Annotated in this window: 20 protein-coding genes; 11 read left to right on the forward strand and 9 right to left on the reverse strand. The window is 42.7% G+C overall.

The window, feature by feature from the left end; genetic code table 11:
- The first annotated feature begins 872 nt into the window (after window positions 1-872).
- Window positions 873-1352 carry a 4-Cys prefix domain-containing protein gene (locus tag F6K64_RS21145; RefSeq protein ID WP_008189333.1) on the forward strand — a complete coding sequence of 160 codons (480 nt, stop codon included), beginning with the start codon at window positions 873-875 and terminating at the stop codon, window positions 1350-1352.
- Between the two features lie 250 nt (window positions 1353-1602).
- On the opposite strand, the gene F6K64_RS21150 is transcribed toward F6K64_RS21145, so the two are convergent.
- On the reverse strand, window positions 1603-2466 hold the full coding sequence (locus tag F6K64_RS21150) for a helix-turn-helix domain-containing protein (RefSeq protein ID WP_161603197.1): 864 nt from the start codon (window positions 2464-2466) through the stop codon (window positions 1603-1605).
- A gap of 165 nt (window positions 2467-2631) precedes the next feature.
- Complete coding sequence (locus F6K64_RS21155) at window positions 2632-2778, reverse strand: hypothetical protein (protein ID WP_154659943.1); 147 nt, start codon at window positions 2776-2778, stop codon at window positions 2632-2634.
- Between the two features lie 233 nt (window positions 2779-3011).
- On the opposite strand from F6K64_RS21155, the gene F6K64_RS21160 reads away from it, so the two are divergent.
- The 4 genes from F6K64_RS21160 to F6K64_RS21175 all read left to right on the forward strand — a co-directional run bounded on the left by F6K64_RS21160 (window position 3012) and on the right by F6K64_RS21175 (window position 9934).
- Window positions 3012-3641: a hypothetical protein gene (locus F6K64_RS21160; protein WP_143764240.1), complete on the forward strand. Its 630-nt coding sequence runs from the start codon at window positions 3012-3014 to the stop codon at window positions 3639-3641.
- 429 nt (window positions 3642-4070) lie between these two features.
- A complete protein-coding gene (locus tag F6K64_RS21165; RefSeq protein WP_044495099.1) occupies window positions 4071-5240 on the forward strand; it encodes a cysteine desulfurase family protein in 1170 nt (389 codons plus the stop codon).
- A gap of 2079 nt (window positions 5241-7319) precedes the next feature.
- On the forward strand, window positions 7320-9308 hold the full coding sequence (rne, locus tag F6K64_RS21170) for a ribonuclease E (RefSeq protein WP_008189318.1): 1989 nt from the start codon (window positions 7320-7322) through the stop codon (window positions 9306-9308).
- Window positions 9305-9934, forward strand: coding sequence for a ribonuclease HII (locus tag F6K64_RS21175; protein WP_008189316.1), 630 nt, complete (start codon window positions 9305-9307; stop codon window positions 9932-9934). Before rne ends, F6K64_RS21175 begins: the two co-directional genes overlap by 4 nt.
- A gap of 34 nt (window positions 9935-9968) precedes the next feature.
- Here the strand turns inward: F6K64_RS21175 and rppA are convergent, their stop codons facing one another.
- Window positions 9969-10643: a two-component system response regulator RppA gene (gene rppA / locus F6K64_RS21180; RefSeq protein ID WP_008189315.1), complete on the reverse strand. Its 675-nt coding sequence runs from the start codon at window positions 10641-10643 to the stop codon at window positions 9969-9971.
- Window positions 10644-10939: 296 nt separating this feature from the next.
- On the opposite strand from rppA, the gene F6K64_RS21185 reads away from it, so the two are divergent.
- From F6K64_RS21185 to F6K64_RS21210, 6 genes are all read left to right on the forward strand, one after another.
- Window positions 10940-11647, forward strand: coding sequence for an SDR family oxidoreductase (locus tag F6K64_RS21185; RefSeq protein ID WP_008189312.1), 708 nt, complete (start codon window positions 10940-10942; stop codon window positions 11645-11647).
- Window positions 11648-11818: 171 nt separating this feature from the next.
- A complete protein-coding gene (locus F6K64_RS21190; protein WP_008189310.1) occupies window positions 11819-12241 on the forward strand; it encodes a FolB domain-containing protein in 423 nt (140 codons plus the stop codon).
- Complete coding sequence (gene folK / locus F6K64_RS21195; protein WP_008189308.1) at window positions 12238-12699, forward strand: 2-amino-4-hydroxy-6-hydroxymethyldihydropteridine diphosphokinase; 462 nt, start codon at window positions 12238-12240, stop codon at window positions 12697-12699. The genes F6K64_RS21190 and folK overlap by 4 nt, the downstream gene beginning before the upstream one ends.
- Window positions 12700-12914: 215 nt before the next feature.
- Window positions 12915-13574: an ATP phosphoribosyltransferase gene (hisG, locus tag F6K64_RS21200; protein WP_008189306.1), complete on the forward strand. Its 660-nt coding sequence runs from the start codon at window positions 12915-12917 to the stop codon at window positions 13572-13574.
- 431 nt (window positions 13575-14005) lie between these two features.
- Window positions 14006-14446: a hypothetical protein gene (locus F6K64_RS21205; protein ID WP_008189304.1), complete on the forward strand. Its 441-nt coding sequence runs from the start codon at window positions 14006-14008 to the stop codon at window positions 14444-14446.
- Between the two features lie 103 nt (window positions 14447-14549).
- On the forward strand, window positions 14550-15323 hold the full coding sequence (locus F6K64_RS21210) for a DUF1350 family protein (protein ID WP_008189302.1): 774 nt from the start codon (window positions 14550-14552) through the stop codon (window positions 15321-15323).
- A gap of 31 nt (window positions 15324-15354) precedes the next feature.
- Here F6K64_RS21210 and F6K64_RS21215 read toward each other — a convergent pair whose 3' ends face one another.
- The 6 genes from F6K64_RS21215 to F6K64_RS21240 all read right to left on the reverse strand — a co-directional run bounded on the left by F6K64_RS21215 (window position 15355) and on the right by F6K64_RS21240 (window position 21649).
- Window positions 15355-15585, reverse strand: a complete 231-nt coding sequence (locus F6K64_RS21215) for a hypothetical protein (RefSeq protein ID WP_075873598.1) — start codon at window positions 15583-15585, stop codon at window positions 15355-15357.
- Window positions 15586-15637: 52 nt separating this feature from the next.
- Window positions 15638-18160, reverse strand: a complete 2523-nt coding sequence (locus tag F6K64_RS21220) for a serine/threonine-protein kinase (protein ID WP_008189300.1) — start codon at window positions 18158-18160, stop codon at window positions 15638-15640.
- Between the two features lie 342 nt (window positions 18161-18502).
- Entirely contained in the window at window positions 18503-19603 is a 1101-nt protein-coding gene (locus tag F6K64_RS21225) for an IS630 family transposase (RefSeq protein WP_287266254.1), read from the reverse strand.
- A gap of 325 nt (window positions 19604-19928) precedes the next feature.
- On the reverse strand, window positions 19929-20732 hold the full coding sequence (locus F6K64_RS21230) for a hypothetical protein (protein ID WP_008189298.1): 804 nt from the start codon (window positions 20730-20732) through the stop codon (window positions 19929-19931).
- Window positions 20733-20751: 19 nt separating this feature from the next.
- Window positions 20752-20997, reverse strand: a complete 246-nt coding sequence (locus F6K64_RS21235) for a group II intron maturase-specific domain-containing protein (RefSeq protein WP_008189296.1) — start codon at window positions 20995-20997, stop codon at window positions 20752-20754.
- Window positions 20998-21403: 406 nt separating this feature from the next.
- On the reverse strand, window positions 21404-21649 hold the full coding sequence (locus tag F6K64_RS21240) for a DUF4278 domain-containing protein (RefSeq protein ID WP_008189294.1): 246 nt from the start codon (window positions 21647-21649) through the stop codon (window positions 21404-21406).
- Window positions 21650-22452 lie beyond the last annotated feature (803 nt).

The following is a 22452-nucleotide window of genomic DNA, read 5'->3' on the forward strand; positions in this document are numbered from 1 at the left end:
AAATACGTTCTCTAATATTTCCATTTTCTTCTATTTTTAAGGCTTTTTGAAGTATTGTTTTTTGCTGTCAGATAATTTTTTGCTGGCATATTTCCTATTATTGGGTTATTTATTAATTTTTATTATACCAATTTAAATGCCGAACAGCTTACCTTGGCTATTTTACATCCGTCTAAGGTTTAATATTAATAATTTAAGATTGATAATCTATCCTAAAAATCGTTAATAGCGATATCTTTATTATTTCATAATAATTAGATTTTTATCAGTAATTAAACGGAGTTAAAATTAGCTGTATTTGGTTATAGTAGTGATACCGTTATATAGCATTTTTAGTTGAGTTGTGAACATAGTCGCGCTTGGGTATTGGCAAAATGCAAGAGGCAAGAGGCAAGAAATTATATAGGGATTTTTGGTAAGGTAAAGAACTGTCATCCTTTTCAAGTGATCAGCAACAAATGCCAAATTGGCATGACAAACAATACCTAATAGACTAAGCTAATAATTAGATTGACATCCCCACGGGTTAAAACCCCGTGGATTCTGTGGTTATACTACAGCCAATGGGTTTAAACTACCTTGGCTTTAAGCCTATCAATAGACTACTAAATCCTTAGGCTATTATTAACAACCTGTCGATTAGTTTGGTGGTGGAAAAACCAATCAAAACATCTGTTCAAAACCTCTGTTGTTTTGGTATGAAGCAGGACTGGCAACCCAAAACTAAAGTAAAGTGCCATCGCGCTTGTGTCCCTCGAAGATTTTTGAGGTTTTGCGATCGCTTAAGTAGCTCATATCAGTAGCTCATATCAGTAGCTCATATCAGTAGCTCATATCAGTAGCTCATATCAGTAGCTCGTAGGTAGGGAACCATGACTTGGTGCATTAATCCCGATTGTTCTAAACCTTACAATACAGAAGATACCCTATTTTGCCAAGCCTGTGGCTCGGACTTACTCTTGGCAGAACGCTATCGCGTGATTGGGTTACTCAGTGACAAAGGTGCTTTCGGTAAAACCTATGAGGTACTTGATCACAACAGTGATCAAAAAAGTAATCACAACACTCTCAAAGTTCTCAAAGTCTTGACTGACTATCAATCTCGGGCAATTGAGCTGTTTGAGCAAGAAGCATGGGTGTTGAGTCAGCTGAATCATCCAGGAATTACCAAATCAGAAGGAACCTTTATCTTCTCCCCCAGAAACCACGAGATCAGCTTAAACTGCATGGTGCTCGAATACATTGAAGGACTAGATTTAGAGGAGTATCAGCACCAACACAACAAGCACCCTATTGACGAAACCTTAGCCTTGGAATGGCTATCCCAACTGTTGACACTCCCCGTCCTTTAAGGACGGGGAGTGTCAAATATATCTCCTTTGGTTTTCGGGTAGTCTGTGATTTGATCTAAACTTTAGCAAAGGGAACAGCGGATCACCGGAACAAAAATTATCACAATTCCTACACGGATTGCTATTTCAATCTAAACTTTTGATTTAAAGTGCAGCATTAACGCAATGGTTTATTTGTAGACAGTTTGCTTATCTTCAGCCTTGACAGTCAACCGTCAACCGTCAATCGTCAACCGTTAACAAAACCTGCTTAACACAGGACTGAACTAGACTTGGTACTCACTCCATTACTAATGTCTTCTAAGTTCTCAATAAAATTACTCCAAGGTTCTGTATAAGTTTCTGTGTAAGTTCTCGAAAAATCTAGAATAGGAGTTTCTTGTGCTGACCCAATCCAACCACTCACTGGAGAAATTAACGGGAAAAGCCACTCATAGTAACTCTGGGGAAACGGAGTACTAGAGAGTTCCATGATGCTCTTATAAAATAGCCCAAACGTCCCTGGGTCAATTTTGTGCTTCTCGACAGCAACTTGGATGAATTCCTCTGGACTCAAGCCTACATAACTTTGGCAGATTGTTACCCAATTCTTTAATCGTCGCCTCGCCTTTAAGCTCAGCGAAATAAATTTAACTCCCTTGAGTTCCTCAAATTTAGGAGACTGATTTAACACCTCCTCTAGGCCGGTGGTATCCGTCGAGCCACTGAATTCCCTTTGCAACCGTTTAGCGATCGCTAAATTAATCTCAACTAATTGCTCTACTGGTCGCCACTGAAGCTCTGCCAAAATTTGCTCCATGGAAATAGGTGGTGTCAAAGTAGAGGGACTCGATTTCTTGTTCCGTTCAATAGCTTCGATCGGGTTTTCCTCACTTACCAAGAAGCTGATCAACTCTTCCGTTGTCCAACCAATACCTTTAGCCAGCCTCTCTAGCTTCTCTAAGCTGGGAGTATTATCAAAATTCATCCAATTTGTCAAGGTGTTGTTAGTGACATTGACTTGCCTAGCAAGTTCCCGGACACTACCAAATTTTTGAGCCAGTACCTTAATCAATTGACTTAGCCTTTGGTGAATTTTGCTGTGTTTTAAGGAACTGTCTTTACTTGTGTCCAATTTTTTTACCACTCTGTTCTGATGAAATAATCTAACACTTCCCGATCCGGTAAGTGTGGGCTCGGGCGTGACCATTATCGGCTTTGGTAGGGAGCACCCTGATCGAAATTGACCCCAACTGGCTATGCGATCGCATAGCCAGAAGCGAAGCGCGTCCATATAGCACTACGCATTCAAATTAGGACATTTTCTTGATGCAATAGCGAGTGGGGGAAACCACGGCAATAGCGAGTGGGGGAAACCCCCAAGACCGCGCTGCCTCCCCAAGACCGTAATGGTGCGTTTTCCGCATCTAATTATTAAATTCGCCACGGGTCGCACCTCTGCATCGCTCCTAAACTCCGAAACGTGAGTCTAGCTTACTTCTGACTTCTGACTTCTGACTTCTGACGCTAAGCGTAGCGCCATACCACCATCCTGCCAAAACATGAATGGACCATCGCTAATCTTCTCCGTGAAAACTCAGTGGCAACTCCCTGGTGGGCAAAAGAGTATCTTACGTATAATCACGGTTGTACAATATTTTTAACAAAATTAGGATGGTTGTGAAAAGGGTTGAACATCGACACCATATGTTAAAGCATCAGAACTGGGATAAAAGGGTAACCGCGAAGCAAAGCAATACCCTTAATCAGGAAAATCAGCAACTCAAAATTAAGTCAGATAAGTGCTACATTCCCATGACAAGTGGCCACGCTGGTTCTTCAACGTTAGTCCGTTGGAAGCAGAAAGTCACTACACAGAAAGTCACTACACAGAAAGTCACTACACACAATCGAGTGAATTTCTCGAGCTACCCACTGTGCCCTCCCCGCTACACCAAACCGGAGAAGCCTGTAGCTCCCCAAGAACAAGTAAGTAACTTAGAAGAAACCTGTGGTAAAATCATTCATCTGCTCTGTACATCTGACTATGGGAAACTGACTCAAGATGAATTGAACAGGAAGTGCCGGTATTCAGAACAGCGACTTGCCCAAGGACTGAAACAGCTTGAGCTTGAAAAGGTAATTCAGTTCAAGTGGGGCATGTGGGTGATCATTAATCACCAACCCATCTGTCCTAAATGTGGTCTCAAAACTCGTGTAGTTAATTCTGCCTTGACACCAGGGAAAATTAAATCAATCTGTTCAACATGTCTCGAGTTAAAGCGTATTCAGTCAAAATTGCCGTTTTGATGAACTGCACTAAATTCTTAAAGGGTGGAGTGCGTTGTGAGGAGAATGAGCAGCGAAAGCTGCCAAAAAATGGAAAATGGACAAGGAACCATCCACAAGCAGCCATTGGATAATGTGATTTATGGGATTTTCACCTGTAGCCATTGGTCATCCAAGAAAACAGTCTCAAAAACTGTTGACTCGAGATCTAGGAATCTGATTTGAGTTGTCAAACCTCTTAGGTGCGCTTTCCGTTTGCTAATTTAATTCGCCACGGGTCGCACGTGATCATGGGGTGATCAGGTGATGGGGAGGAAGTTGATAATAATGTATCCCTTAGCAGTCCTATGGAAATCAGGGAAACCATTAGTTTAATGCAGCATTCCTCCCCTCCTAACTCTACGAGTGTAGGCGGAATATCCAGCTGCAATTTTTAATCAACGAAAAACCATGCATCGCCCAATTTACCTAGACTGCCATGCCACAACACCTATGGATCAACGGGTGCTTGAGGCAATGTTACCCTACTTCACTGAACATTTTGGCAATCCATCCAGTATCAGCCATACCTATGGCTGGGAAGCTGAAGCGGCGGTGAAACAAGGGCGTCAGATTCTGGCAGATGCTATTCATGCCACACCGGTCGAGATCATTTTTACCAGTGGTGCCACAGAGGCTAACAATCTAGCCATTAAAGGGGTGGCTGAGGCATATTTAAGTAAAGGACGTCACCTGATTACCGTACAAACTGAACACAATGCTGTTCTTGACCCCTGTCATTATTTAGAAACCCTAGGGTTTGAGGTGACATTTCTACCAGTAAAAGCTGATGGACTAGTGGATTTAAGCCAGCTGGAGCAGGCTTTCCGTCCTGATACCATTTTAGTGTCAGTGATGGCAGCCAATAATGAAATTGGAGTGTTGCAGCCATTGGCCGAAATTGGGGATCTTTGTCGCCAGCATAATGTACTTTTCCATACAGATGCTGCCCAGGCTATTGGCAAAATCCCCTTGGATGTGCAGTCGATGAAGATTGATTTAATGTCCTTGACAGCCCATAAAATTTATGGACCAAAGGGCATTGGGGCTCTCTATTTCCGGCGTCGTAACCCCAGAGTAAGGCTTGCACCCCAGCTCCATGGCGGTGGGCATGAACGAGGGATGCGTTCTGGTACACTTTATACCCCTCAGATTGTGGGGTTCGCTAAGGCTATAGAACTGGGGTTAGAAGAACAACCCTCAGAATCTCAACGGTTGATGGAACTGCGGGAGAGTCTGTGGAAATCTCTCTCTAGACTAGAAGGTATCCAGATCAATGGTCATCCTACCCAGCGATTGTCCGGAAACCTTAACATTAGTGTGGAGGGAGTAGATGGCGCAGCCCTGATGCTAGGATTACAGCCTGTGGCAGCCGTTTCTTCTGGCTCAGCTTGTTCCTCGGCAACTGTAGCTCCTTCCCACGTACTATTAGCCCTAGGACATCCGGAAAATCTGGCTTATGCCTCCATCCGGTTTGGAATGGGACGCTTTAATACCATGGCGGAAATTGAGCAGGTGGCTGAGCATACGATCACAACTATTCAGTCTCTGCGGCAATCTCAAACAGTCAAAATTAATTGAACAAAATTGTTGAGCGCAGTCCCTAGCCATATTTTATAATTTGGGTGGGGTAACCGAAACCAGCTTTGAAATTGCATAGGTGCGCTCTTACTTGGCGAATTAAATTCGCCACGAGTCGCACCTGAAGCCTAAGCTTCTAGGCTACGATCAGATCGGTACGGCAGTGGTGCTATCCCGGTGAGGTTCCAACGCCCACGGGAACGGGCACCAAGAGAAAGGAGATTTCGCTCCTTAGGCACAACCAATTCCTGCAAGAACTTTAATAGATATTTTCTATTAGCGAAAGAATCCCCAACTATCAATCTTTGAATTAGTTCCGGTGCGTTCAATGTGAGTTTCCCTTGAGTTATCAAAAGAATTGATCTGCTATGATGATTGAAGCTAGCTAAGGCTGTGTGAAAATTCACCGTTAGCAGTCCGGCAGGGTCGAAGCCTATTAACTTTGGTTCTAGTGTTAACCACGACAGGACAAACCAATTCGTCGTCAATCTCTCAATGGTAGGGCGGGAATCGTCGAAACCCCAGTCAGAAAGACAAGCGGGAAACCCTTGAGTAGGCGAATCAACAGGGGATCAGGACATAACACGGAAATACGCGGGAGCGTGGTAGCCCCGTCTTTTTAAAGCGGGGAGGAAACGCGACACGGCAGTTTTAACTGCCGTCAAAAAAAATGTATAATGATGATGTGAGTACAGGCAGACGCCTATGTGATGAAGCGACTCTAGTACCGGAGAGATACCGACCCTCAACGATTACATTGCGCTAATCCTCTTGTGAACGGGTAAATAATTGCAGATCGCAGAGCGTACCGAACTGGCTAAGTGGTAGTACCTGGAAAGCATAATTTTTGCAAGAAAAGTAGCGGGAACTGTTGGGATTGAACTGACTGACAGAACTCAGTAGGGGCGCTTTGACTACGCCTGTAAGATTCGTTTATGGATTCTTAACGAATCCCCGCGTCTAAAGACCGGGGAGTGTCAAATCCCCAACAAGGCAAACATGTGTGCCTGTAAACCCTAAATCTAAGCAGTAAAGCTGCTGAAACAGGGAGATTCAGGAGATATAGACAGAAACCCTGAAGAATATCTTGACCTCTAGTCAGGAAATACTCAAGCTAATAAAAAATCAGAACTTTTGGATAGATTGGTGCCAATTCGGTAGTTTGTGGTAAATCCCGAACAATGCCGATAAGGGGTCAACTGACTTGTAAGTCCTAATCAATGATTCTCCGGAAGTTTCCGGAAAGTCGTCGGATTTACCTGGTATAATTGCCGTAACAGCCACAGAAGCTTGAGATTTGGGAGTCTGCTGATAAAGACTCCAGAAGCAATAATCGAGCTGAGAGCCATTGAAGTATCAAACAATAGTTAAGTTATTCTGTAGTAAATGCATTGGCTGTAAGCAAAAGCGCTTTTGGGATTTTTTCCTGAAAGCCAAAAGAGATACCTCCTCGTCAATTAACAATTGACGTGCTATACACGGCTTCCGGCATCTGCCGAGAATTACCGGGTTAAATTTATCTGTATGAAGCAGTTGTGGAAAAACTCAAGTTAATTAGGTGCCCTTGACCTTGGCGAATTAAATTCGCTGTTTGTCCGCGCCTCCAAGGCCGCGAGGGATTGCTCGCGGCCTTGGGTCGCGCCTTCGGGTCGCACCTCAAAAATTTTCGACTTTGGGACAGAAGATCCTAGTGGAAAGCGAGTCTTAAAGTATAGAACCAATGTCGCGCCTCCAAGTGGTACAATCAACAGAGCCGCTACAATCCCATTCACCAAACCACAAAACCCCCTGTCAGCACCCCCCTCTAAACAGAAGGGGCTTCGAGACAGTTTCAGGGCCATTGACTACAGCCATTAACTACAGCCATTAACTACAGCCATTGACTACAGCCATTGACTAAAGTTGTCCCTCAAACAATGAGCAACAAAATACTCTAATTATTCATAGTATATTTATTAGTCCCTGTGGCCGATCAGTTTAATGGCAGTAAATCACCGAACATTTCAGACCTAGAAATAGAGTACGACTCCTATCGTTAACTGTAGGACTAAGCGTACTACCAAGTTTTGAGGAAATTGCATGCCAAAGCAAATTATTATTGCAGAGCAACATCAACTTGCTGCTGTATTTTGGGAAGATCAAATTCAAGAACTAGTAGTTGCCACCGGTAATCACCAGGTCGGTGATATTTATCTCGGCGTTGTAGAAAATGTCTTACCGGGTATTGATGCAGCATTTGTCAACATTGGTGATCCCGATCGCAATGGTTTTATTCATGTGACAGACTTAGGACCATTGCGCTTGAAACGCCGGTCTGGTGCGATCACCGAACTGCTGACTCCCCAGCAGAAGGTGTTGGTACAAGTGATGAAAGAACCCACTGGTAACAAAGGGCCAAGGCTCACAGGTAATATTAGCTTACCCGGTCGCTATTTGGTGCTGATGCCTTATGGCCGAGGAGTGAACTTGTCTCGGCGGATTAAGAGCGAAAGTGAACGCAATCGCCTCAGAGCTCTAGCAATTCTAATCAAACCATCGGGCATGGGAGTGCTGGTGCGCACCGAAGCTGAAGGCAGAGCCGAAGAAGCCATTATGGAAGATTTGGAAAACCTGCAAAAACAATGGGAAGCTGTCCAGCTCGAAGCAACCTCTACCAGAGCACCAGCCCTACTTAATCGGGATGATGATTTTATTCAGCGTGTCCTCCGGGATATGTACACTGCTGATGTTAATCGGATTGTGGTCGATTCTAGTACTGCAGTCAAACGGGTTAAACAACACTTGTTGAGCTGGAGCGGAGGTCAAGCACCAGAAGGGGTCTTGATTGACCATCATCGCGATCGCATGCCAATTTTGGCATACTTCCGGGTCAATGCTGCAATTCGAGAAGCCCTCAAGCCAAGAGTAGATTTACCATCTGGTGGCTACATTATCATTGAACCTACCGAAGCCCTAACTGTAATTGATGTGAACTCTGGTTCCTTTACCCGCTCAGCTACAGCACGGGAAACGGTTCTGTGGACTAACTGTGAGGCAGCAACAGAAATTGCCCGCCAGCTGCGCCTACGTAACCTAGCTGGGGTGATCGTTGTTGACTTTATTGATATGGACACTAGGCGGGATCAGTTGCAGGTTCTCGAACACTTCAATCAAGCCCTAAAAGAGGACAAAGCCCGACCACAGATTGCCCAGCTTTCGGAACTTGGCTTAGTGGAACTGACTCGCAAGCGCCAAGGGCAAAATATTTACGAGTTGTTTGGTAAAGCCTGCGCTACCTGTGGCGGGTTAGGTCATCTGGTACATCTTCCCGGTGAAGTGGAAGCAGAAGCACTAGAGACCTTAGCACCGATCCCGTCACCGACGGAGCGAAGCATTCCAGAGTTCCCCGAACCCGTAGAGTTATCTCCTGAGAATGATCAGGAGTTGGACTTGCTCAATCACCCCAGTTATCAGGAACGGGGAGCGGTAAATAATCGCCGCCGCCGCCGCCGTCGTATTGATGACCCCGTGATTAGGGAAGAACCAATTACTAGGGGAGTAAATAGGGTGATCTCTGTCTCATCCAACTTTGATGCCATCACAGAAGCCGAGGTATCCACCTCAGGAGTAGAAAAACCCCAGCTAGTCAAGTTTGCTCAAGAGAAGGAACCACCAGAATTGGTCAGGGTTGAAATGAGCCCAGAAGAACAAGATGTTTATGGGTTGATGGGCATTTCCCCTATACTACATTTAGACCGAGAGGTGAAAGATCCTAGGTCAGCAATTATCTCAGTGTTACTGCCGGGAGAAAAAATCGAGGATAATGAAGAAGAATTATCCAATACAACTACCGATTCAACTACCGATTCAACTACTGATTTAACTACCGATTCAACTACCGATTCAACTAATAGTCAATCCTCCATCGACGATCAGCTAGAGTTAGATGAATCAGAATTGGTGCAATCTACTGCTGCCACACCAATTCCAGAAACTGAATCTGATCAACTGAGTACTACCAATGGCACTATTAACAGTCCCCCCATAGTGCGCCGCCGCCGTCGCCGTTCTTCAGCATTGGATAAATGAACACGGACAAAGCCACTGAAGTGTGTGAGTTACCGGATTTATCCGGTACTCCCTCCTTAGTGGCTGGAGTAGATGAAGTAGGGCGAGGTGCCTTATTTGGTCCAGTGGTGGCAGCAGCAGTGATTTTACCTGTATCTGTCCTGCCACAACTGGCTCTAGCTGGCGTTAAAGATAGTAAAAAGTTGTCCCGGAAACGACGCCAAAGGCTGTCTGAAGAAATTCAGGGATTGGCACTGGATTGGACTATTGGTTATGCCACTAGTGCAGAAATTGACCAGCTCAATATCTTACAGGCGTCATTGTTAGCTATGAAACGGGCTGTGCTTAAATTAAAAGTTAAGCCCGATATTTGTCTGATTGATGGGTTACAGGTGTTGCCAGATTTACCGATAGCACAACGAAATCTAGTAAAGGGGGATCAGCGATCGCTTCATATTGCAGCGGCCAGTATTGTAGCCAAGGTGTGGCGTGATGATTTAATCATTCGTCTAGCTGCCAAGTATTCAGAGTATGATTTGACAGCAAACATGGGCTATGGTACCAAAAAGCATCGGTTAGCACTACAAAAATACGGACCATGTCGGCTGCATCGCATGTCCTTTAGCCCCTGTAGTATAACTTGTTAACAAGTTAAATAAGTTGTTTATTAACAAATAACAATCAACCAAACCGATAACCCTTACCATAAACTGTATGGATCAGGGGGGCGGAACCCTTAATTTCGATTTTGCGACGCAACAAACGAACTAGAGCAGCTAAATTGTTACTTTTTGGGATTTCCTCGGATGGCCACAAATGTTGATAAATTTGCTTGTGAGATAATAATAGACCAACATGGCTCATGAAGTACCCTAGCAGTTGACTTTCTTTTTCCGATAGCTCAATTGGGTGTCCGTGGCGATAAGCAATTTGATTGTTTAAGTCTAATTCTAATTGTCCAACCCGTAACCGCTGGCTGGGATGGGCATCAGTCGCAGCAGAACGCCGAAGCAGAGCCCGGACTCTAGCGAGTAACTCCCGCAGTTCAAATGGTTTAACTAGATAGTCGTCAGCACCAGCATCTAATCCCATGACTCGGTCATCTACAGTGTCCTTGGCGGTTAGAAAAAGAACTGGGGTAGTGGCGTCATGCGATCGCATTTGTTGGCAAATTTCTAACCCAGAAATGTGCGGTAGCATCCAGTCTAAGATTAACAAGTCATAAGCGCCAACGCAAGCTAATTCATTTCCTGACGCCCCATTATAAGCCACATCTACAGTGTAACCTTCACGAGTTAATACCCGAGACAGGGGGTCAGTCAGCTCAATTTCATCATCTACTAATAGGATACGCATTTTTTAGCGATTAGCAATTAATCGATTTTGTTGATAGTTGACGGTTGACGGTTCACTATCAATAGGTGCGACCCGAAGGCGCGCGCCTTGAGCTAATTTAATTCGCCAAGGTCAAGCGCACCTAAGTAAAAATTATACGACTTACGCAGGTACTCTATCTGTAGCGTGGGTTATTAACGAACTTGTAAACACCCAATTTATTGATAAATGGGATCAGCTACTTGATATACTGTCTTAGTTAAGATACAGTTAATCACAAGGTAATTATCATTTAAAGGCTAGAAAGACAAACCAGTATGGCTTGGGCATTGGTTACAGGTGGCACCAAAAGGATTGGTAAAGCGATCGCATTAGACTTAGCGAAACACGGCTATGATCTAGCGATTCATTACAACAGTTCTCGCCAAGACGCGGAAATCCTAGGGAAACAGATCCAGTCCCTAGACCGAAATTGTCGGTTTTACCAAGCTGATCTAACCTTTGACCAAGATATGCTCAATCTTTTGCCAAGGGTGAAAGCAGATGTTCCTGAGCTTGATGTGTTGGTGAATAATGCTTCTATTTTTGAACCAGCAACCCTAAAAGAAACGGAACTTGACTTGTTTGACAGTCACTTTGCTGTAAACTTTAAGGCTCCGTATTTCTTTACCCGTGATTTTGCTCGTCTTTATCAAAAAGGGAACATTATCAATATTATTGATACCAGAATCAACAAGAATGATTTTTCCTATTCTGCTTATACATTAGCTAAGAAAGCCTTGGCTAACTTAACCGAAATGGCAGCTTGGGAATTAGCTCCAAATATTCGAGTGAATGGAATTTGCCCTGGGTGGATTTTACTTCCAGCCGGGGCAAGTGAACAGTATATCGAAAAACTTAGACAAAGAGTACCCATGCATAGCCAGGGCAATGAGTCGCAGATTTGTCAGGCTGTTCGCTATTTGCTCTCTAATCAATTTGTTACCGGACAGTTATTATTTGTAGATGGTGGTCAACATTTGTAATCAACTGTAAGCCCTAAGCTTTTCAATTATAACTGATATCTGATAACTGATATCTGATTCTGCTAGCTGAAGGCACCTCAAGTAGCGTGGGCGTAGCGCATCAGCTGATGGCTGATAGCTTACGGCTGATAGCTGACAATAAACTTAATCAAGACTAGATACATCAAAGATATGACACAACTTACTGATATTACATCAATAAAAGTTAATGATTTCGGGAGCAAAAAACAACACAGTTATGTTGAAGCGCTGCTGGAGATAAAAAATTTAAGACTCAGAACGATAATTGGCTTTAATGACTGGGAAAGAAAAACTAAACAAGATGTTGTGATTAATATTAAGGCTGGCTTTACCCCAGGAAATTCTACAAAAAGCGATCGCGTTGAAGATACCCTAAATTATAAAACCCTAACTAAGCGTGTAATTAAAGCAGTGGAAGAAAGTGAGTTTAATTTACTAGAAAAGCTAACCCAGATGATTTTAGATATTGTAATGGAAAATCACCGGATAATATGGGCTAAGGTTAAAGTTGATAAACCTTTTGCTTTGCGATTTTCCGATTCTGTGTCTATAGAATTGAGTGCTAAACGATGAATGAAGTGGTAGTGAATGAAGTGGTAGTGAATGAAGTGGTAGTAAGTGTTGGCTCTAACATTGAACCTAATAAAAATGTAAAGCTAGCAAAAGATAAATTATCAAAAATTGATAATTTTGTTAATGAATCTCGATTTTACCTAACAAAACCCATAGGCTTTACTGATCAACCGGATTTTCTAAATGGTGCCTTTTTAATTCATACAGAAGACGGTTTTGAGACCTTTCGTCAAAAACTTAAACAAGTCGAAATTGACCAAGGGCGGGTTAAGCAAGAGGTGCGACCCGTGGCGAATTTAATTCGCCAACGGAAAGCGCACCTACCCAATAAAAATGGACCGCGCTGTATAGATTTAGACATTGTGGTCTGGAATCGAAGGATTGTTGATCCTGACTTTTATCAGCGGGATTTCATTAAAAAAACTGTGCTAGAGCTGATTCCTGATTTAAACGTTTAACAAATAACTAATGACTTACCCCCCGGAATCATAAGTATTCAACAGGTGCGACAATCAAGCGAATTTAATTCTTAGTGCTAAGAGCGCACCTAAGGACATGATCGGGTTGGTGATAATTTGAGGAGCACGGGCTTCTATAATTGAGCTTCTACAGGTATAGTTGATCTGATCAGTGAACTAATTGACCCCCTGCCAAAGCTCCCGAAGCTCCTTATATGATTACCATCGCATTACCCAAAGGCGCACTCCTAAAAGACAGCATCAAGCTACTGCAATCCGTTGGCTTAGACTTTAGTACCTTCCTAGACTCCGCCAACCGCCAACTCCAGATTCAAGACCCCAGTCAAACTGCTCAAGCTCTACTGGTACGAGCTCAAGATGTACCGGTTTACGTGGAATATGGTCAAGCTCAGTTGGGGATAGTTGGTTACGATGTGCTACGGGAAAAAACCCCGGCAGTGGCTACTTTAGGTGACTTACACTTTGGTTATTGTCGCATGTCATTGGCAGTTCGTGCAGCTAGCTCTTATCTAAGCCCTTTGGATTTGCCAGCTCATGGTCGCGTAGCCTCCAAGTTTGTTCACTGTGCTCGGGAATATTTCAATAACCTGGATTTGCCAGTGGAAATTATCCCACTCTATGGTTCTGTTGAACTTGGTCCGATTACTGGGATGTCGGAGGCAATTGTGGACTTGGTGTCCACAGGTCGTACCTTGAAAGAGAATGGCTTGATTGAAATTGACATTTTGTATGAGAGTACAGCACGACTGATTGCCCATCCCATCAGTTATCGCCTCAATACTGATGGTATGAACAATTTGATTGAGCAGATTCGAGACTTGACTCAGGTCAGTGCTGAGTCCTTAGTGAGTTAGTTATGAGTCTTTAATCAGTAGGGTGCCTTATTAACGCACCCTTACAACTAGAGTTATTCCGTAAGTACTGTAGAGTTGTTTAGCATAAACCTTTACAAAGTAATGCGACACTTATAATATATGATAAATGACATAAAAATAATCATAGTGATTAACTAATAAAGTCTCAATATGATTCATATTAGTTGTCAATCTATCTATCAAGAATAGCATTTTTTTATAAAATTAGTACGCCTCATCTTCTTCATCTCCCCTCTCCCTATAGTTGCCTATAGACTGTTACCTCACTAGACACTTTCGGGAATTGTATGGATAAGTGCCGCTAACCAGTTTTCCTGATACTGCCCCATAAGCAGTGCTAATTGTCATGGGCACTCAAGATGTGTTCTCAACTGTGTGCTCATAATCATCTCAACTAAACGAGACTCAAGATGAAGGTAAAAAATACGTTAATTGCTGCTGCAACTGCTATGGTTTTGGCTTTTGCTTCAGGGTTAAATGCTCAAGAACCAGTTATTGGTGATATCAACACCGGATCAGAATTGATTACCTCGGCAATTCAAGGCTTAGCTTCTAACAAGCAAATCATTAATGAGTGCGGTAAAGAGTTAATAATTGAAGATATTACTAGTGTTACTCAAGATTTACCTAATATCGAAGCCTACCCTACACTAGGAGAAATTCAATACAGGATTTCCTTCACACCTGGAGCTAATACTAATCCTAGCTACTGCGCTGGTAGCTTCAAGAGTCGCATGAAGTTAAAATTAAACGGGCGATACCTTAATCCTAGGGGTGCAGAATTATTATCTACTCCCAACACTTATGAATTTCGATTCATGATACCAGGTCAAGAAAACACTCAATTGTAAATTCAGAATGCCTAAATTTTATATGATACTACATTAATAAAGTACTCTAGGGTACTCTACAAACTTCTTTACAATAAAAGAGGTAAACCCTGTAGAGTATGGCATGGACTGGCAAGAGATATCTGGTAACTGGGTTTTAATCCCCAATCGTCCCACCGGGATTATCCATTTCCTGGGTGGGGCGTTTATTGCTACAGCACCCCACGTAACTTACCGATTGTTACTGGAAAAATTAGCAGCTCAACGGTATGCAGTGATTGCGACACCGTTTGTGAATACCCTCGACCATATTGCGATCGCACGAGATGTACTCAACCGCTTCGAGACTACTCTAAATCGCTTACAGGTAACCAATGTTTTAAGGAAACGGTATCTACCCATCTATGGTATTGGCCACAGCATGGGGTGCAAACTGCATTTGTTGATTGGCAGCCTCTTCAGTGTAGAGCGAGCTGGTAATATCTTGATTTCCTATAACAACTATTCCGCTGACCGTGCCATTCCCTTTGTGGAACAGTTAAACCTAAATCCTATCTTCCAGGTCGAGTTTACTCCCTCACCCCAAGAAACTAACTATCTGATTACTCAACGCTATCAAATCCAGCGTAATTTACTGATTAAATTCACTGATGACGAGATTGACCAAAGTGTTAGCTTGACCCAAACCTTGCAGAAACGTTTTCCAAATATGGTTGCCCTACAGCGGATACCAGGAAATCATTTAACACCTTTAGGGCAAGATGTCACGTTAAACCCAGGAGCAGTTTTTACCCCATTGGATGCCGTAGGTCAGTGGGTCAAGCAAGAAGTCTATCGCGATTTAAATCGCTTGCAACGGGAAATTTTGCGATGGTTGAATCCTCTAGCAGTGGCCTAATGTTGAAGGTTTAAGGTTGAAGGTTTAAGGTTTAAGGTTTAAGGTTAGTAGGTTCAAGGTTAGCTGGTTCAAGGTTAGTAGGTTCAAGGTTGAAGGTTAGCAGGTTGAAGGTTAGCAGGTTGTTCGCCTTTGGCGTTCGGTGTAGGGTAGGTTGTCTGTCAAAATGCAGAATGTAGAATGCAGAATGTAGAATTCTAAATTCTAAAATGTTGTTCGCCTTTGGCGTTCGGTGTAGGGTAGGTTGAATCTTGAAAGTAGACACTTAACATTCAACTGGCCTATTGACTGACTAATCACTTGACTAATCACTAGGATCAGGTTTCGTCAGACTCTAGCACTGTGGTAGATTCCGACAACGGAACAGTTTTCTGTGAACTCGAATAATCACTATCGGGCATGGTTTCCTCCTCTAGCACTGTGGTAGATTCCGACAACGGAACAGTTTTCTGTGAACTCGAACAGTCACTATCAACCATGGTTTCCTGTAGTGCTGGCACGGTGGAAGCCTCAGATTCTAGCACTACGGATGACTTAGGGCTACTAAACGAGAATGTTGGCAAGGTTGTGGTTAAAGGTTTCAGTGCTTCTAATACCTCCTGAGCCGACTGATAGCGACTTCGGAAGCTATAGCGCACCATTTTGTTGACCACTGTAGCTAATTCAGGACTGACCTGTGCCTTATCGAACCAAATTACTTCTCCAGTTATGGGATCTGTGGGTAATTTGCTAGGAGGTATGCCAGTAAGCGATCGCACAGCAATCATACCTGTGGCATAAATATCACTGTTAAATCTTGGACTACCCACAGCTTGTTCATTAGGCATATAACCTTTAGTACCAATGCCCACTGTGAAATTAGTCAGGTTTCGTCTTGGATGCAATTGATTAGTAATTTGTTTAACAGCGCCAAAGTCAATTAGCACCAGCTTGTGATCTAATTTGCGCCGAATTAGATTATCGGGTTTAATATCTCGGTGAATCACACTGTGACTGTGGACAAACTGCAATACCTGTAGAATATCTACCACTATGGCAATGACGTTGGCTTCAGGAAGAGGTTTCTGTGGTAACTCATCGCTGAGAGGATGACCATTAATGAACTCTTCAACTAGATAAAATTCTTGATTTTGATCAAAATAGGCTAACAGCTCAGGTATTTGGTGATGTTTGCCCAACTTTTCCAGAATTTCTGCTTCGGTGTGAAATAACCGTCGAGCCAGTTGCCAGTGTTGAGGATTATTGCTAGCAGGTTTGAGCTGCTTGACCACACAGGTCGGATTTCCCGGTCGTTGGGTGTCTTCAGCAATAAAGGTTTCGCCAAATCCTCCAGCACTAAGTCGTTTGATGATTTGATAGCGTCCACTTAACTTAGTAGCAAATAGTTCCTGTTCCGTTTCCTCCAGCAAATTGCGTAAATCATCCTGTCCAGAGATAATTTCTTGGACAATCGGCGCAGAAACGTAATGTTTGAGAGTTTGGCGTAGTTGCTGTTTATTCTTCAGGTCTTGCATTGCTCCCATAGCGCTACAGAAAATACCACTGAGAGTCATGCTAACTAAAGGCACTGCTGTAGGCAAAATTAGCCGCCCATACACGAAAAATAGATAACTGATTCCTCCCCAAGTGATTACCCCGAGCACTGTCCAGCCTAGGCAAACTTGCCATCGCTTAATCCGACTGAATAAGTACCTTACGACAGTAACCCCTAAGAAGATCAACACTCCTCTGTGGATAGGATTGGGAATTGCTTGGACAATGGCACGACCTTCGAGTAGTGTTGCGATCGCATTAGCATTGATTTCCACCCCAGCCATTCTGTCGGACACAGGAGTCCGATGAAAATCTGGTAATGAGCTAGCAGTTGGTCCAATTAACACAATCTTGTCTTGGAAAGACTTACCATCTTCTAGGCGAGTGTGCCAGCGATTATCGTCTAAGACATACCAGAAGGGAATAGATGGAAATACATCCGAACCGTAGAAGAAAATATTCTCTGCTTTGGGTTTCGTCCTCAGTCCTGAGTCTTGAGCAGCTGCCTTCGCGTAGCGTGGCCTTTTGGCCAAGGTAGCCTCGTTAAAGGAAGGTACTTTAAAAATCAGCTGATTAGATGTTTCTGCCAATTCTGGATTATTCTTAGCCCAAACTTTGGGATACTGATTGGCTAGACGATAGATTCTGCCATCCGGCTCAACAGGATAATTAATCGAACCTACAGATAGCTGGGGTGTCTCAAACAAAGAATTTGGCTTAACTAGCTTGATAGTCTCACCTTCAACAGTTTCGTAAGTCTCATACATAGCGGCCAGAGTAACCTTTTCGCCATAGTTTTTTAGCACCTCTCTCAACCGTTGATCATCTGCCTCACCGTAACTACTGGGACTATCTAACACAAGACTAACCGCGACAGACCTAGCTCCGGCAGCCATCAGCCGCTCAATCGCTGTAGCATAAGCAGCTCGTTTCCAAGGCCAGCTTTTGATAAGTTCTAAATCAGTTAGTGCTTGAGACTGATCATTAGAATAGGATTGATTTAAATTCAGAGACTCCTCATCAATTGCCAAAATCACTATATTGTCTGGGGGAGTCACCGGAGCCCTAAGTTGGAAAAACCAAGCTTGGGTTTGTCTTTCCATCCGTTGCACTCCCTCCCAATCACGAGCCGTTGAAATTGCTCCGAATAGGGGAAAAAAAACAGCTAGTATAAAACCTAATCTAGCTGGATTTAACCGAGTGTTATGCTGTGATGATGTATCTTTATTTGTAGAAATATCTGTATACTGAGTTGGTGTATGGGAAGGAATAATCTTCCCGAACCACCCCCTAGGATTAATAAACATTTTGAGTATTTTACTCGTTTATTATCTATAGTATCGAAGCAAATTTATTAGCTGCATAAAGATTATTAAAGCCTGTTTGAAAATTTGCTTAAGGAGTATATAGCAATTCTCATAGCTATGAGGTACAAAATTTCGGTATTTTAGGGAACAGCGGATCACCGGAACAGGGAACAGGAACCAACCCCTAACCCCTCCCAGGAGGGGAATAGGTAATAGGGAATAGGGATGCGCTGCATCAATACAGGGAATCAAAGTCAAAGAATACTGTACCTCATAACTGCGATAAACGCTATAACCTAAACAGAACTTATACTAAATCCGGTTTATAAAAGCTTATAAACTTTAGTCATAAGTTAACCAATGATAATTAGTTAAATTTTTAATCTCTGAGGTCATGGTTTGAAGGAGCTGACAACGAGTTACTAAACGTTCTTCAATTTCATCTATAGTTTGAAAATATTCATTCACCAGAGGTTCATCTATCAAAGACCACAATCTCTCTGCTGGTTGTAGTTCCGGAGAGTAAGGAGGAAGAAATTTCACAATTATTCCCTCTGGTATTTTTACCTGTTGACTCCGATGCCATCCGGCATTATCTTCTACTAAAAGAATAACTTTTTTAGGTTCCCTTGACCCAAGGTCAAGGGCTTCTTGATAAATTCCCACATCTAATGCGAAGGCTTGATCGACTAAACTTAACCATTGATTGTTAACTCTTGGTATTAAATAGCAGAGAGTTTTTCCGGTTTTTGGTTCAACAAATCCATAAATATATAACCACTCATAACGATGTTGGACTACTGCTGTAGGTCTTTCTCCTATAGGAGCCCAGATTTTTTTGATAATTGGCTTTAATCCGACTCTGTGTTCATCAAAAAACCAGACTTCTACCTGAGTATCGGGAAATTTTGATCGTAATTGTTGGACTATCAAAGGAAAATTATCCTTAAATTTTTGTTGTTCAATCAGGTCTCCTTTCTGATGTTTGGGTCTGGGTTTCTGCCAAGAATATTTGGACTTTTTTAAGTAATCCCACCCCCTTTGATTCCAAACTTTTTTCTTTCCGGTTATAGTTTCAATCCATCTAGCTACTTTTGGTCCAGTCCATATTCCTCCATCTGGTGGTCTTTTTTTAAGTTGAACTGTTAATTCTTGGAACTGTTGTTCGTTTAATAATGGCTTTTTTCCTCTGGGATGGTTAACGCTTTTTTTCTTAAGATTTTTGACTCCTTGTTCTCCCAATTCATTATATTTTTTAATAATTTTAAAAGCATATTGATAGTTAATTCCTACAGCGACTGCTGCATTTTTTATTGTCCATCCTAGAGAAATTTTCCATAGTAAATGCCATCTTCTTGCTTCTACAGGGTCTTGAGAAGCTCTGTATCTTTTTTTCAGTTCACTATTACTCAGATGGTCAGCTAAATAAGCTTTTTTGGGCATTTGAAATTCTGTTCTTGTATTAAGTCTATTATAACCGGATTTAGTATTACCCCAAACTGCGTACCCTCATCTCTACGTAGTAGTAGAGTAGAGTGCCTGATTAAGGCACCCTACAGGTAGAGTCACTGCCCAATATCATGTCCGGGAGCATCGGTATTGTAAAGGTTGGGTAATTGGTAATTGGTAATTGGTAATACCAATTTCATCTCGCCATCTTCCTACTCCCAGCTCCGAAGTCCCAGCTCCGAAGTCCCTACTCCCTACTCCCTACTCCCTACTCCCTACTCCCTAAAACCATTGAGAACTACTATCAATGAAATTGATATTACGTCATCCCAACCCGTTTGGTTCTTAGAGTAACATTAACCCCTTCAGTGGATTGCTCCAATACTAATAATGGCGTTGGTTTTGCCTTTTGATCCCAACGCATGCAAACAATACGTCCTTGAATTGTTGGTTGCCAGGTATCATTGTCCGCATCTGGACTAAGAAATGTTTCAATACAGTCAATAATTTGGCTAACGGTTGCCGAGGTGCGTTGAGTGGGTAATTTCATTAACTTAACTTGAATGCGGAAAAGCACTCCCACACTGCGTTTACCTCGAATTTCAGTCTCGTACTTAACATCAAATATTTCATTAATTTTACGACCTGACGTACTAGCAACACCGATAACATTTCTAGAGTCTTGAGTAGGTCGTAATGCTATACTGATTAACTGTTTTATTCGAATTTTAATTTGATTGATAACTCCAAAGTGGAATACCTCTTCTTCCATTCGCATTCTGAGGTAGTCCAGATTAAATTCCCGCGAGTGAACCAAATCGGGATTGGATTCCATTTTCCGGATGGTATTAAGCGCCAGCTTTAACTTTTTTCGGAGATCAGCAGTTTTATACTGCTCCAATTTGAGCTTTTTGTCCTTATCCTTGAATTGCAGCTTACCATACACTACTAATCCAATCACCACTAAAGCTAGTCCAATAGACACAAAAATCCAATGATTCAAATTCCCCAGTTGCCCAGCAGACCCAGACGTATTGGGAATGGTAGATGGAGGTGAGGATGCAATTTTCACAGGTACAGAAACCTCAGTCCGTGATTCTCTGAAGATGAGATGATGGGACATAATCACTATCGAATAAAACTCAAAACCTCTTAACTATAAGGAACCAGAGAGAGTGTCTTACACTGTCAATTTTGCCGGAGCGGTGATCATTTCGCCATCCTCTTACAATTGGTGCAAGTTTTTCTGCCTTAATCTTAGCTCCATAATTCGAGTTGTTGACGATGTTTTTGACTTTCTTTTGGAACCCTTTGTGCTTCTCCTGAGAAGGAGAGCTACGGAAATTTCCCTTGTCCGGTGCAGGGGTGGAGCTTCCAGCCATATCCATCCATCGGTTATTAGTTTCGATTAGTTAGTCTTTGGGTACTAACCTATATCATAACCTGGTGTTCGCCACCAGTTTCTAGCTATAAGGAGGCGAACTAGCTCAACCAATCATCCAGAGGTTTTCCTCAGCAGAAGCGTCCCAAGGATATAACGGGCTTTCCCCACCCCTACGGGAAGGCATCCAAAGCATCTATAGTATTGTGCCAAGTATTGTGGCAATTTGGGTAAGCCATTGAAGCCTTTTGCATGAAAGCCTTTTGCCTTAGTTTAGTAATAGTGTTGCTATCGTGGATTACCCAAAGCCCAACTTAAGGAACAATTTCAAGATACTCTATAGCTTATGTATGTAAGCATTCAGCTAAGGCCGATTGGCGCTATAGCTGATCTGGGATAAGGCAATAGCTTAGCTATTTAGAACAAGGATGCTTTGCTCCGTAACGTTGCTTAGTAAAATCAATCGGTTTACCCCAAACAACGTGGAGATAATATGCCCCACGATACTTTAATTTACCGATAGCTTCCGGTAAAAGCACACCGTTGAGCTTTGGCTGTCGCCAACGGACACCACGATACTTACCAACAATTTTTTCGGATTTCATCTCAAAATTTACCGGATCATTTTCATAGGTAATACCACGGTAAGTGAATTTCATTATTTTATCCTCTTAATTGTTTGTTATATCTGTAATTGATCACTCCAAGTCAGAGCCTATACTTAGAGAATGCCCGAAAGTTAGACTAACGGAACAGTAAGCATTCAGCCTAGAGCTATCAGCTATCCGCTGATTGAAGGTTGTCCAAGATAACTCATGTACTCGCTCCTCTCAGGAAAATTTCTAAGTTTTGCTTGATTGAAAAACTGACGGATTTTGTGCTGATAGCTCAATGCTTACAAGTAACAAATCTGGTTGACTGACTTTACTCCTAAAACCCTTGATTTTATGTAGAGAGCAGTTGAGGAGTAGCGAAACCAAAGCAAATTATTGCCAAGGTTGGTTTCACTATGTTAAAATAATCCCTGGCAGAGAAAAAATCACTCAACCAGGTAAAAAATTTACCGAAACAGCAATAAAATTGGCGTTGCTGAATTAAAGAATGAATGCGCGATTATCTGGTTTTATGACAGCCCCCTAAATCCCCCAAGCGAGCAATCCCTCGCTTGGGGGACTTTGAGAGTTTTGTTCCCCCCAAGCGAGCAATCCCTCGCTTGGGGGGCTAGGGTGTGTTTTCAAAGTTTTCCGCAAGATATTAGATCCCCCCCAGCCCCCCTTATTAAGGGGGGAGCCATACTCAAAGTCCCCCTTTTTTAAGGGGGATTTAGGGGGATCTCGGAGTTTGAAGACACGCCCTAGGGGGGCAAAACCATACCCAGAATCAGCAACGCCATAAAATTAACTATCATCCTGACGGTGCGCTTTCCAATGGGCGAGTAAATCCCCCTTGGGTCGCACCGCAA

Source organism: Moorena sp. SIO3A2, assembly GCF_010672265.1.
GTDB classification, from domain to species: Bacteria; Cyanobacteriota; Cyanobacteriia; order Cyanobacteriales; family Coleofasciculaceae; genus Moorena; species Moorena producens.